General features: G+C 59.5%; 10 protein-coding genes and 1 pseudogene. 5 read left to right on the top strand and 6 right to left on the bottom strand.

The features are described from left to right. Positions 1–451: 451 nt before the first annotated feature. Positions 452–1453 carry an HTH-type transcriptional regulator GalR gene (gene galR, locus C2E15_RS17110; RefSeq protein ID WP_104958430.1) on the bottom strand — a complete coding sequence of 334 codons (1002 nt, stop codon included), beginning with the start codon at positions 1451–1453 and terminating at the stop codon, positions 452–454. Positions 1454–1635: 182 nt separating this feature from the next. On the opposite strand from galR, the gene C2E15_RS17105 reads away from it, so the two are divergent. From C2E15_RS17105 to lplT, 4 genes are all read left to right on the top strand, one after another. Beyond that, entirely contained in the window at positions 1636–3912 is a 2277-nt protein-coding gene (locus C2E15_RS17105) for a molybdopterin guanine dinucleotide-containing S/N-oxide reductase (protein ID WP_104958429.1), read from the top strand. A gap of 183 nt (positions 3913–4095) precedes the next feature. Further along, complete coding sequence (locus tag C2E15_RS17100; RefSeq protein ID WP_104958428.1) at positions 4096–5814, top strand: penicillin-binding transpeptidase domain-containing protein; 1719 nt, start codon at positions 4096–4098, stop codon at positions 5812–5814. A gap of 145 nt (positions 5815–5959) precedes the next feature. Continuing rightward, positions 5960–8104 (top strand): bifunctional acyl-ACP--phospholipid O-acyltransferase/long-chain-fatty-acid--ACP ligase, encoded by a 2145-nt coding sequence (aas, locus tag C2E15_RS17095; protein ID WP_104958427.1) that lies wholly within the window; start codon positions 5960–5962, stop codon positions 8102–8104. Continuing rightward, entirely contained in the window at positions 8101–9303 is a 1203-nt protein-coding gene (gene lplT, locus C2E15_RS17090) for a lysophospholipid transporter LplT (protein WP_104958426.1), read from the top strand. Before aas ends, lplT begins: the two co-directional genes overlap by 4 nt. 64 nt (positions 9304–9367) lie before the next feature. Here the strand turns inward: lplT and C2E15_RS17085 are convergent, their stop codons facing one another. The 5 genes and pseudogenes from C2E15_RS17085 to C2E15_RS22370 form a co-directional block, all read right to left on the bottom strand. Continuing rightward, positions 9368–10408, bottom strand: coding sequence for an NADP(H)-dependent aldo-keto reductase (locus C2E15_RS17085; RefSeq protein WP_104958425.1), 1041 nt, complete (start codon positions 10406–10408; stop codon positions 9368–9370). 167 nt (positions 10409–10575) lie between these two features. Beyond that, positions 10576–10791, bottom strand: coding sequence for a YgdI/YgdR family lipoprotein (locus tag C2E15_RS17080; protein WP_104958424.1), 216 nt, complete (start codon positions 10789–10791; stop codon positions 10576–10578). A 139-nt stretch (positions 10792–10930) separates the two neighbouring features. Further along, the gene (locus tag C2E15_RS17075) at positions 10931–11641 is read right to left on the bottom strand and encodes a TerC family protein (protein WP_104958423.1); all 711 of its coding nucleotides are present in this window, start codon (positions 11639–11641) and stop codon (positions 10931–10933) included. A gap of 67 nt (positions 11642–11708) precedes the next feature. Next, positions 11709–12392 carry a DNA mismatch repair endonuclease MutH gene (gene mutH, locus C2E15_RS17070; RefSeq protein WP_104958422.1) on the bottom strand — a complete coding sequence of 228 codons (684 nt, stop codon included), beginning with the start codon at positions 12390–12392 and terminating at the stop codon, positions 11709–11711. A 145-nt stretch (positions 12393–12537) separates the two neighbouring features. Further along, a pseudogene (locus C2E15_RS22370) lies at positions 12538–12636 on the bottom strand (hypothetical protein); the annotation flags it as partial. 441 nt (positions 12637–13077) lie between these two features. Here C2E15_RS22370 and rppH point away from each other — a divergent pair. After that, positions 13078–13605, top strand: coding sequence for an RNA pyrophosphohydrolase (gene rppH, locus C2E15_RS17055; RefSeq protein WP_104958419.1), 528 nt, complete (start codon positions 13078–13080; stop codon positions 13603–13605).

Raw genomic sequence — 13605 nt, 5'->3', positions numbered from 1 at the left:
GCCGCCGCTTCACTGGCTTCAGTGTCTGTTTGTTGCCACTGCTTCAATGGTTTCAGAGCCTGTTTGTCACCGCCGCACTTTCTTTGCAAACCTCGCGCAAATGGTTAGGTTACGATAGCTGGGCATTGGGGGAGGGAGAGGGACTGGCAGAGGAGGCGGGCCTCCCGCGCCAGGGAAGGCGCGGGCGGAGGCCCCAGGGACGGGTTTATGCCGTCCCGCCGACCGGCCAGCCCCTCTCACGACCGGCACCGAAAAAAGCGAAAGGCCAAAAAGGCAGCCAGCTCCTCTCACGACCGGCACCGAAAAAAGCGAAAGGCTAAAAAGCCGGCCAGCCCACCACGACCGGCACCGAAAAAAGCGAAAGGCCAAAAAGGCAGCCAGCCCATCACGACCGGCACCGAAAAAAGCGAAAGGCTAAAAAGGCAGCCAGCCCATCGCGACCGGCGGCCCCTCACCCAGGCGAACTCACCGAATGCCTGCGCACCAGCGTCGGGTTAAACGTATTCGTCACCTCCGGCAAAGGCTGATTATTCGCCAGCGCCAACGCCAGCTCCGCCGCCTGCTGCGCCATCGTCACGATCGGATAACGCACCGTCGTCAAACGCGGCCGCACATAGCGCGACACCAGCACATCATCAAACCCGATCAGCGACATCTCCTCCGGCACGCGAAGGCCGTTATCGCTCAATACCGCCAGCGCGCCCGCAGCCATCGAATCGTTATAACAGGCCACTGCGGTAAAATTCTTCCCGCGGCCCAGCAGCTCTGTCATCGCCTGCTCGCCGCCCACCTCATCCGGCTCGCCAAACGCCACCAGCCGATCGTTGCAGGGCAGACTATGCTCGCGCAACGCATCGTAATACCCCTGCAAACGCTCCTCGGCATCGGAAATCGTATGTGTCGAGCAGATAAACGCGATCTGATCGTGCCCCTGCTGAATCAAATGGCGGGTCGCCAGCCAGGCGCCGTAACGGTCATCCAGCGCGATGCAGCGCTGCTGAAAAGCGGGCAACGCGCGATTAATCAACACCATCCCTGGCATCTGCTGCATCAGCTTCTCCAGCTCCTCGTCCGGGATCTTCTTGGCATGCACCACCAGCGCTGCGCAGCGATGACGCATCAACTGCTCAATCGCCTGCCGCTCCTTCTCTTCATTGTGATAACCATTCCCGATCAGCAGAAAATTGCCGGTCTGCCAGGCGATCTCATCCACCGCCTTCACCATTGCGCCAAAAAAAGGATCGGAAACGTCGCCTACCACCAGGCCTAGCGTCTCCGTCGACTGCTGCGCCAACGCGCGCGCATTGGCATTGGGGTGATACTGCAACTCCTCCATGGCGCTAAAAACCGCCTGACGTGAAGCATCGCTGGCTTTAGGCGAGTTATTGATAACGCGCGAAACGGTGGCGACAGAAACGCCCGCCAGTTTGGCGACATCCTTTATCGTAGCCATGAATAGAACACCTTCCGGGGTAAACGTTTACACATGATGAAAGTGTTACGGAAAAGCCCTGCAACTTCAACCAGACAGAATGCCAGCCCTGTCGCAAAGCGCGCTGAATATTGCACTTTTCAATTACATTCGGGAAAGGCTAACATGCCTCTCTGTCCTTTTGCTCAAGCCTTGCCTGCGCCATGACCCTGAAAAAAGTACCGCACCTTGCCCACTGGGGCGCCTTTACCGCCGTCACTGAAGGGGGCCGTCTTATCGGCTGCGAGCCCTTTTTTGCCGACAGCAACCCTTCGCCAATGCTGCAGAGCATTCCACAGCTGGTCTATTCCGATAAGCGCATCCGTCAGCCGATGGTGCGCCGGTCCTGGCTGAAATCACGCGAAAACAGCGATCGCACCCTACGCGGACGAGAAGATTTCGTTGCCGTTGACTGGGAAACCGCGCTCGATCTGGTGGCGGAAGAGAACCGCCGCGTGCGCGATCGCTACGGCGCCGGCGGCATCTTCACCGGATCGTACGGCTGGTCATCCGCCGGACGCGTTAACCACGCCCGCACCCTGGTGCGCCGCTTCTACTTCAACGGCGGCGGCGGAGTGGACCAGATGGGCAACTACAGCTGGGGAGCGGCGCAGTTCTTCCTGCCCTACGTCATCGGCACCTATATGCCGCTTACCGGCCGCGTCACCGACTGGCCAGGCGTGATTGAACATGCGGAAGTGGTGTTGGCCTTCGGCGGGCTGGCGCTGAAAAACGCTCAGGTTGCCTCCGGCGGCGCGGGTGAACATACGCTGAAGCCGGCGCTCGAAAAGCTGGCGGCGAAAGGCACCCGCGTCATCAACGTCAGCCCGATGCGCGACGACTGCCCCGATTTTCTCAACGCCGACTGGATCGCCATCCGTCCCAATACCGATGTGGCGCTGATGCTGGCGCTGGGCTATGAAATCGAGCGGCTGGGCGCGGCGGATCACGCCTTCCTCGCCAGCCACTGCGTCGGCTACCCGCAGCTGCGCGCCTACCTGCTGGGCGAAAGCGACGGTGTGGCAAAAACACCCGACTGGGCCTGCGCCATTACCGGCGTTCCGGCGGCGCGCATCGCCGAGCTGGCGCGCCAGCTGGCTGGCAAACGCAGCTTTATTACCTGCTCTTATGCGGTGCAACGCGCCCATCGCGGCGAACAGCCCTACTGGATGATGATCGCGCTCTCGGCAATGCTGGGGCAGCCGGGGCTGCCGGGCGCCGGCTTCTCCTTCGGCCACGGATCAATGAACAGCGTCGGCAATCCGCGCATCGATACCCCCGCGCCGTCGTTACCCACCGGCCCGAACCCATCCGGCCTGGCGATCCCGGTGGCGCGCATCTGCGATATGCTGCTGCATCCCGGCGAAAGCTACGCCTTTCAGGGGGAAACGCACCGTTATCCCGACATTCATCTGATGCACTGGGCGGGCGGCAATCCGTTCCACCATCACCAGCAGCTTAACCGCCTGGTCGAAGGCTGGCAGAAACCCGATACGGTGATCGTGCAGGACATCGTCTGGACGCCGGCGGCACAGATGGCGGATATCGTCCTGCCGGTCACCACCACGCTGGAGCGCAACGATATTGGCGGTTCCTCGCGCGATCGCTTTGTCTTCGCTATGCACCAGGCGATCGCGCCGCAGCACCAGGCGCGCAATGATTTCGACATCTTCGCCGATCTGGCGGAACGTCTCGGCTACCGCGAACGCTTTACCGAAAACCGCGACGAGAGGGCATGGATCGCGCATCTTTATCAGCAGTGCGGCGTCGCGCAGCAGCGTAAAGGGGTTCACTGGCCAGACTTCGACGAATTCTGGCAGCGCGGCTATGTCGATCTGCCCGCCAGCGAGCGCGACTATATCTTTATGGAAGATTTCCGCGCCGACGCACAGGCCCATCCCATTAACACCAACAGCGGCAAAATCGAGCTGTTTTGCCAGATTATCGCCGACTATCAGCTGGACGACATGGCAGGGCACCCGGAGTGGCGCGCGCCGCGCGAATGGCTGGGCAGCGAGCAGGCGCGTGACTATCCGCTGCATCTGATCTCGGTACAGCCCGCCGATCGTCTGCACAGCCAGCTGGATGCGACAGCCAACGTACAGAACAATAAAACCGCCGGCCATGAAACGCTGTGGATGCATCCGCAGGACGCCGCCGCGCGCGGCATCAGCGATGGCGAGGAAATCGAGGTGTTTAATCAGCGCGGCAGAATGCTGGCGGGCGTGCGGCTAAACGACGGCCTGACGCCGGGCGTGGCGGTTACCTCTACCGGCGCCTGGTTCGATCCCGGCTTCGGCCAGGCGTGGCAGCCGCGTGACCGCGCCGGCAACCCGAACGTGCTGACGCTCGATATCGGCACCTCTTCGCTGACGCAGGGACCGAACGCCATGTCCTGCCTGGTGGAGATACGCCGCTGGCAAACATTGCAAAATAGCTGATAAATCACATAGCTGGTTACATTTTGCGGGTAACTGTTGCGAATGATTGATAGCCGCCCGTCAATGCCCCTTGCTACATTTTAAGTCCCAGAGGTATTGATGGGTGAACATCAACAAGTTTATTGATTACACCAACCTGCGCAGATGCGCAGGTTTTTTTTGCCTGCCTTAAGGTCATGGACCATGCCCCGCATACAGAAGTTTCTTGGAAAAGACCAGATTAAAGCGCCGTTCAACCCGTTTCGTTTTCGTCTGATTTGTCTGGGCGTACTGGGCTGTATGGCCGTTTTGCTGGCGCGCGTCGCCGACCTGCAGCTGATCAACCATCCGATGCTGGAACACGAGGCAGATCAGCGCTCGCTGCGCACGGTCACGCTTCCCACCAATCGCGGCACCCTATTGGATCGCAATGGCGAAACCCTGGCGCTTAGCGTGCCCTCGCGCGACGTCATCGCCGACCCGCAGCGCGTACTGGAGGCAAACCCGGCGTTTACCAGCGCCAAGTGGGAATATCTCGCCAATGCGCTCAACGAACGGCCGGAGCAGATCGCGCAGCAGATCACCGCTAACCCACACCGTCGCTTCCTCTACCTGGGGCGCAAAGTAGAGCTGGGCATTGCCAAAGATATCAGTCAGCTGCATCTGAAAGGCATCAGCACCGTCTATAACGACAGCCGTTTTTATCCAATGAGCGAGGCGGCCGCGCCGCTGATCGGCGTGGTCGGCGCTGACAATACCGGGCTGAACGGGCTGGAGAAAGGTTACGACAAGGTGCTGCAAGGGCAGCCCGGCGTGGAAAAGTATCGTCAGGATCGCGAAGGCAACATCATCGCCATGATCGACTATCAGCCGCCGAAGCAGCCGCCTAACGTGCAGCTCAGCATTGATAAGTTCGATCAGTACACGCTCTACAGCAAGCTGCGCGACGGGGTGCTGCTGAACAAGGCGGATTCCGGCGCGGCGGTGCTGGTGAAAATCGATACCGGCGAAATCCTCGGCATGGCCTCTTATCCGTCGTTTAACCCTAACAACTACTCTGACGTATCGCCCACGCAGATGCGTAACGTAGCGATCAACGACAGCTTCGAGCCGGGTTCCACGGTGAAGCCGCTGGTGGTAATGGAAGGGCTGGAGCGCGGGCTGGTGCGTCCCGATTCGGTGCTGGATACCACCCCTTACAGCGTGAACGGCCATCTGATCCGCGATGTCGGTCACTGGCCGCGCCTGACAATGACCGGCATCCTGCAAAAATCGAGCGACATCGGCGTGTCGCATATCGCGCTGGCGATGCCCGCCGAGGCGCTGGTAAACACTTACCACGCGTTCGGTCTCGGCAAACCGACCGGGCTGGGGCTGACCGGAGAGAGCGTCGGCTACTTCCCGCTGCATCGCCAACGCTGGGCGGATATTGAACGCGCCACCTTTTCGTTCGGCTACGGCCTGCGCGTCACGCCGCTGCAAATCGCGCGCGAATACGCCACGCTGGGCAGTTACGGCGTCTATCGTCCGCTCTCCATCACGAAGGTGACGCCGCCGGTTATCGGCAAGCAGGTCGCCAACCCGGAAACGGTGAAAACCGTGGTGCATATGCTGGAAAGCGACGTGCTGCCAGGCGGCACCGGCATCCGTGCGGCGGTGCCCGGCTATCGGCTGGCCACCAAAACCGGTACGGCGGAGAAGATGGGCACCAGCGGCAAATATGACGGCGGCTACGTCAACTACACGGCGGGCGTGGCGCCGGCCAGCAATCCGCAGGTGGCGCTGGTTGTGATGATTAACCATCCTACCGCTGGCGATCACTTCGGCGGCTCGGTGGCCGCGCCGATTTTCGGCAATATTATGGGGCCGGTGCTGAAGCACATGAACATCGCCCCGGATGCGCTGGTGAACGGCGCGCGCTAGACCGGCTCAGCGGAGGCGGTGAAAGCCAGCCCTCCGCTGAGCTGCCGCCAGACGCGTTGCCCGGGAAATTTTCGCCGCCGGCGTTGAGTTCAGCTCCCCTTTGCTGCATGGTTATAGCCAGATTTTTGGCTGCTAAGGAGCTGGCATGCTTTTTAACCTGTTTCGTTTTCTGTTTCGTTTACTGTGGCGCGTACAGCTGCGCGGCGATCTCTCCGGCCTGTATAAGGAGAAGGTGCTGATCGCCCCGAACCACGCCTCCTTCCTCGACGGTATGCTGCTGGCGCTGTTCCTGCCGGTTAAGCCGGTTTTCGCAGTCTATTCCGATATCAGCGACAAATGGTTTATGCGCCTGATTAAGCCGCTGGTGGATTTCGTGCCGCTCGATCCTACCCGACCGATGTCGATCAAATACCTGGTGCGCACGCTTAATGAAGGCCGCCCGGTGGTGATCTTCCCTGAAGGGCGCATTACCGTTACCGGCTCCCTGATGAAGATCTACAGTGGCGCCGGCTTCGTGGCGGCGAAATCACAGGCGACGGTGGTACCGATGCGCATCGAAGGCGCAGAGTTCACCCCTTTTGGCCGCCTTGGCGGCGTCTTTAAGCGTCGTCTGTTTCCGCGCATAACGCTGACGCTGCTGCCGCCTACGCACATCCCAATGCCGGACGCGCCGCGCGCGCGCGATCGCCGCGTGCTGGCCGGCGAACATCTGCACCATATTATGATGGAAGCGCGCATGGCGGTGCGTCCGCGCGAGACGCTGTTTGAAGCTTTTCTGAACGCCCGCACGCGCTACGGCTGGTTCAAGCCCTGTATCGAAGATATCAACTTCGCGCCGGACAGCTACAGCGGCCTGCTGAAGAAATCGCTGGGCGTCGGCCGTATTCTGGAGCGCTACACCCAGCCTGGCGAATATGTTGGCCTGCTACTGCCCAACACCACCGTCACCGCTGCTGCTATCTTCGGCGCCACGCTGCGCGCGCGCATTCCGGCAATGCTTAACTACACCGCCGGCGTCAACGGCCTGACCAGCGCGGTAACCGCCGCGCAGATCAAAACCATCTTCACCTCGCGCCAGTTTCTGGAGAAGGGCAACCTGTGGCATCTGCCGCAGGGCACGCCGCAGGTGCAGTGGATCTATCTGGAAGATTTAAAAGATACCGTCACCGGCAAGGATAAGCTGTGGATCCTCGCGCATTTGCTGATGCCGCGTCATGCGATGCTGCCGCAAAAGGCGGAGGATGCGGCGATGGTGCTGTTTACCTCCGGCTCGGAAGGCAATCCCAAAGGGGTGGTGCATTCGCATAAAAGCCTGCTGGCCAACGTTGAGCAGATCCGCACCGTGGCGGATTTTACCCCGCGCGATCGTTTTATGGCCTCGCTGCCGCTGTTCCACGCCTTCGGCCTGACCGTCGGGCTATTCACGCCGCTGATGACCGGCGCGCAGGTGTTCCTCTATCCCAGCCCGTTGCACTATCGCATCGTGCCGGAGCTGGTCTACGACCGCAACTGCACGGTGCTTTTCGGCACCTCAACCTTCCTCGGCAACTACGCCCGCTTCGCCAACCCTTATGACTTTGCGCGTTTGCGCTACGTGGTGGCGGGCGCGGAGAAGCTGCAGGAGGGCGTACGTCAGGTTTATCAGGATCGCTTCGGCATTCGTATTCTTGAAGGCTACGGCGTCACCGAATGCGCGCCGGTGGTGGCGATCAACGTGCCGATGGCGGCGAAGCCGCACACCGTCGGCCGCCTGCTGCCGGGCATGGATTCGCGTCTGATGTCGGTGCCGGGTATCGAGCAGGGCGGCCGGCTGCAGCTGCGCGGGCCAAACATCATGAAAGGCTATCTGCGCGTGGAGCATCCCGGCGAGCTGGAGCCGCCGGTAGCGGATAATGGCGAAGGGGTGATGGAGCCGGGCTGGTACGATACCGGCGATATCGTCAGTTTCGACGAAGGCGGCTTCTGCCAGATTCAGGGCAGGGCGAAGCGCTTTGCGAAAATCGCCGGCGAGATGGTCTCGCTGGAAGTGGTGGAGCAGATCGCGCTGAAAGCCTCGCCGGAGAAACAGCACGCCGCAGCCATTAAGCCGGACGGCAACCGTGGCGAAGCGCTGGTGCTGTTCACCACCGACGAAGCGCTGCAGCGCGATCGCCTGCTGCAGGCGGCGCGCGAACTGGGCGCGGCGGAGCTGGCGGTGCCGCGCGATATCCGCTTCCTGAAACAGCTGCCGCTGCTCGGTAGCGGCAAGCCCGATTTCGTCACGCTGAAAAAAATGGTGGAAGAAGAATGAAGCTTTCCGGAAACGACGCCTCGTTAATGTCGCGCGGTATGGTGGCGGTTATTGTCGCCCAGTTCTTCTCCGCCTTTGGCGATAACGCGCTGCTGTTCGCCACGCTGGCGGTGCTGAAAAATCAGCTCTATCCCGACTGGAGCCAGCCGGTGCTGCAGATGGTGTTCGTCGCCACCTATATTCTGCTGGCGCCTTTCGTCGGGCAGATGGCCGACAGCTTCGCCAAAGGCCGCGTGATGATGCTGGCCAACGGGCTGAAGCTGCTGGGCGCGCTGGCAATCGGCGTCGGCCTTAATCCTTTTATCGGTTATGCGCTGGTGGGCGTCGGCGCCGCAGCCTATTCGCCGGCGAAGTATGGCATTCTCGGCGAAATCACCCGCGGCGAACAGCTGGTGAAAGCCAATGGCCTGATGGAGGCCTCGACCATCGCGGCGATCCTGCTGGGATCGGTGGCGGGCGGCGTATTGGCGGACTGGAGCCTGCTGGCGGCGCTGGGCGTCTGCGTGCTGGCCTATGCCCTGGCGGTGGTGGCGAACATCTCGATTCCGAAGCTGGCAGCGGCCCGGCCCGGCCAGAGCTGGCATCCGCTGGCGATGGCGCGCAGTTTTTTCCAGGCGACGCGGCAGCTGTGGCGCAACGGCGAAACCCGCTTTTCGCTGGTGGGCACCAGCCTGTTCTGGGGTGCCGGCGTCACCCTGCGTTTTCTGCTGGTGCTGTGGGTGCCGGTGGCGCTGGGCATTACCGACAATAAAACCCCGACGCTGCTGAACGCGATGGTGGCGATCGGCATCGTTATCGGCGCGGCGGCGGCGGCGAAGCTGGTGACGCTGAAAACTGTCGGGCGCTGCATGCCCGCCGGGGTGCTGATCGGCATTGCGGTGGTGTTTTTCGCGCTGCAGCATACCCAGATAAACGCCTATGCGCTGCTGATTGTTATCGGCGTGCTGGGCGGTTTCTTTGTGGTGCCGCTGAACGCGCTGCTGCAGGAGCGCGGCAAGCAGACGGTCGGCGCCGGCAACGCTATCGCGGTGCAGAACCTTGGCGAGAACAGCGCGATGCTGCTGATGCTGGGGCTTTATTCGCTGGCAATTAAGCTGGGCGCGCCGCCGGTAGCGACGGGCGTCGGTTTTGGCGTGCTGTTTGCGCTGGCGATCGCCGTGCTGTGGGGCTGGCAGCTGGCGCAAAAGCGCCACGCCTGAAGCGGGCGGGTGCCTCCGCCCAACAAGGATCACGCCGCCGTCGTTCGCTGACGGCGGCGTTTTTTTATGGTGCCGGGTAGGTGTAGCGGCGGTGAATCGCTTCCAGCTGCTCCAGCACTTCGCCGCTCAGCGTCAATTGATAGCTGTCGATATTGCTTTGCAGCTGCTCAAGGGTGGTGGCGCCCAGCAGAGTGCTGGCGACAAACGGCTGCTGACGCACAAAGGCCAGCGCCATCTGCGCCGGGTCCAGGCCATGCTTGCGCGCCAGATCGACATATTCCGCAATCGCCAGCTGCGACTGCTCGCCACTGTAGCGTGTAAAGCGGCTGAACAGGGTATTGCGCGCGCCGGCCGGACGCGCGCCGTTGAGGTACTTGCCGCTCAGCGTGCCGAAGGCGAGGCTGGAGTAGGCCAGCAGCTCGATCCCCTCATGCTGGCTGATCTCCGCCAGGCCGACCTCAAAGCTGCGGTTCAGCAGGCTGTAGGGATTCTGAATAGAGACAATGCGCGGCAGCTCATGCTTTTCCGCCAGCTGCAGATAGCGCATCACGCCCCACGGCGTTTCATTTGATACGCCGACGTAGCGGATCTTGCCGGCACGCACCTGTTCGGCCAGCGCCTCCAGCGTTTCCAGCAATGTTACCGGCACGCTGGTGTCGGTGTACTGGTAGCCGAGCTTGCCGAAGCAGTTGGTCTGGCGCTGCGGCCAGTGGATCTGATACAGGTCGATATAATCGGTGTTAAGGCGTTTCAGGCTCGCTTCCAGCGCCACGCGAATGTTTTTGCGATCCAGCACCTGCGCCGGGCGGATGCCGGCGTCGTTGCCGCGCGAAGGCCCGGCGACTTTGCTCGCCAGCACGATCTTGTCGCGATTGCCGCGCGACTTCAGCCAGCTGCCGATATATTGCTCGGTTAAGCCCTGGGTTTCCGGGCGCGGCGGGACGGGGTACATTTCCGCGGTGTCGATTAGATTGATGCCGCAACGAACGGCTAAGTCCAGCTGTGCATGGGCGTCGGCTTCGCTGTTTTGTTCACCAAACGTCATGGTTCCCAGGCCCAGCTGGCTGACTTCCAGCGTACTATGGGGGATACGGTGATAGTGCATTTGCCGGCTTCCTTTTGTCATTATGGAAAGAATCTCAGGCGCCTGTGCAGCAAAAAACGTGGCGCACTGCTGCGACTATAGCGGTCGCCGGGGAGAGGGGGAAGCGAAGAGTGCGGTTAAAGGTTGCGATAAGCGCCGATGAAAAAAGGGTCGGCGCCTACAAAGGATTAACGTTCGATAATCGAGGAAACGTCATCGCCGTTAATCTGCAGTTCATTGCCAGCCTGATCGGTGTACTTCACCAGCCCGGTATCTTTATCAATTTCCGGTTTACCGTCAGTCAAAATCATATGACCATCTTTGGTCGCCATCACGTAATTACTGCTGCAGCCGCTTAACAGCAACATCATTGTCACGGCCGCCGCGCCCGTTATCCGTTTCATTGCCTGTTTTCTCCTGCATGTTCGACACAACTAAACAGTGTAGTAATAAAACATCGGCTGCCCAGGATTAATCGCAGGATTCTTAAAAGTGAAAAAACAGAGGAATATCCGGCCGAAGCCGGATAGAGAGGCGTTTTGCTTACTGCGCGGCTTTCTTGCTGCGCATCAGGTTGAGGCATTCCACCGCCATAGAGAAGAACATGGCGAAGTAGATATAGCCTTTCGGCACGTGAATATCGAAGCTTTCCAGAATCAGCGTAAAGCCGACCAGGATCAGGAAAGAGAGCGCCAGCATTTTCACCGAAGGATGGCGATCGACGAACTCGCCGATGCTTTTCGCCGCGAACATCATCACGCCCACGGCGATCACCACTGCCGCCATCATAATAAACAGGTGATCGGACAGGCCGACGGCGGTGATCACTGAATCGAGGCTGAAGATAATATCCAGCACCATAATTTGCGCGATGGCGCCGACAAAGGAGTGAACATTGGTTTTATGCTCCTCGCTGCCGCCTTCGATGCTTTCGTGGATCTCCATGCTCGACTTCCACAGCAGGAACAGCCCACCGCCCAGCAGGATCAGATCGCGCGCGGAGAAAGGGTGATCCATCAGGGTAAACAGCGGATTGGTCAGCTTCACTACCCAGGCGATCGAAGCCAGTAGTCCAAGACGCATCAGCATGGCGCCCATCAGGCCGATACGACGCGCACTGTTTTGCTGATTTTTCGGAAGTTTGGCGACAACCAGAGAAAGGAAAATAATATTGTCGATGCCCAGCACGATTTCCAGAATGGTGAGCGTGCCGAGAGCCAGCCAGGCATTGGGATCTGCAATCCAGTCGAACATTGTAACAATGCATCCTAAACGAAAAGTAAACGATGATTATACGCATCGTCTTTGATCTGGGAAAATGTTAAAGCAAAAAATGGCGCGCCAGCAGCGGGGCGGTAAAGCTTTTCTTCAGATAAAAGCCGCGCGGCAGCGTCATGATCGGCTGGCCCTGCTCGCCGATCCCTTCCGTCAGCGCTTTACTGTTGGCCGCCTTCGGTCGTATCTGCAACACCTCGCCGTGCCGCGCGGTGATGCGCTCCACCTGGCCCAGCACGATCATATCCATCAGCTCTTCCCAGTCGCGCCGCAGCAGATCCTCCTCTTCCGCCGTTGGGCTCCAGAGCAGCGGCGCACCGACGCGCCGCGTCGCCAGCGGCAGGGCGCGATCGCCCTCCACCGGGATCCACAACACTCGCGCCAGCTTATGACGCACATGGCTGTTTTCCCAGGTGACGCCGCTGTTGCCGGTAAGCGGGGCGACGCAGACGAAGGTGGTCTCCAGCGGGCGGCCCTGTGCATCGATCGGAATGGTTTTTAGCTCGACGCCGAGATGGGCAAAATCGCGCTCCGGCTTACTGCCCGCGCTGGCGCCCAAATGCATCTCCAGCAGCATGCCGACCCAGCCTTTATCACGGCGTAAATCGACCGGCGTCGGGATGCCCGCCTGCTGCGCCAGCTCGCTCAGCGTATAGCCCGCCAGCGCCTGCGCGCGCGCCAGCAAAACGGCTTCATCTTCAGGTGGCGCTGTCAAAAATCGAGTCGTCATAAAAAGCCTGCGAATTGCTCAAAAAATAACCACCTCTGTTTTGCCGGTGTAAGGCTGCTGTGCAGAGGGAAAACCCGCGAAATAATAGCATGATTACGCTTGGGTTTTTATTCGGCCTCTCCGGTGAGGCGACAAACCGACGCTCCGTTTTACCCACATTGTCACCGACAATGAACAGGATCTTACAGGTAGTTATCCACAGAAATCTGGGATAACTCAGTTTTTTCTCACATACTGGTTCCATTTACAGCCTTGACGGAGAAGGTTTTTGCTGGGTGGGGCCATTTTGTGCGTAACTTTGTGGCATATTCTGTGGATAAAAACATCGGTGTTTGATCTTTCGCCAACAAAGGATCTTTTTATCTTAGCCGGGCTGCCAGAGTGGCGATCGTCGTCGGTATAAGCAGGTTAAGTTACTGATATTTAGTTTATTTCGCTAATGATCCCTGTGAGGGGAATCACACTTTTTTGCGGCTTTTCCCGGTCGTTTACCATGTTCTGCACAAAGCTATCCACAGAAAAAGTGAATAAAATTGCCTGTTTTGGCCGGTCTCTGTTTATAACTATGATGAAATCTGTGAGTTATCCCAATGTTATGCGTTATGCACAGCCGCAAGCAGTGGTTTACCGCCTGTGAGGAGTATGAAACAATCAGACTATCTGAATTTCAGTTTGAGGTAGTCCCGTGATCGACGATGATGGCTACCGCCCAAATGTTGGTATTGTAATCTGTAACAAGCAGGGCCAGGTGTTATGGGCCCGGCGTTTCGGACAGCACTCCTGGCAGTTCCCGCAGGGGGGCATTAATCCTGGAGAAACGGCGGAACAGGCTATGTACCGCGAACTCTTTGAAGAAGTCGGTTTGCACCGTAAAGATGTCCGCCTGCTTGCCTCTACCCGAAACTGGTTACGTTATAAGTTGCCAAAACGTTTGGTGCGTTGGGACACGAAGCCGGTATGTATCGGCCAGAAACAGAAGTGGTTTCTTCTGCAGTTGATGTGCAATGACGCCGATATCAACATGCAAACCAGCAGTACGCCGGAGTTCGATGGCTGGCGCTGGGTCAGCTTTTGGTATCCGGTTCGTCAGGTGGTCTCGTTTAAGCGCGACGTCTACCGCCGCGTAATGAAAGAGTTCGCCAGCGTCGTCATGCCGCTGCAGGAGAGTGCAACGCAGCGCAATACGCCTGCTTATCGACGGAAGAGAGGTTAA

The sequence above is a fragment of the Mixta gaviniae genome, assembly GCF_002953195.1.
GTDB classification, from domain to species: Bacteria; Pseudomonadota; Gammaproteobacteria; order Enterobacterales; family Enterobacteriaceae; genus Mixta; species Mixta gaviniae.
This window is presented reverse-complemented; position numbering and strand designations above follow the sequence as displayed.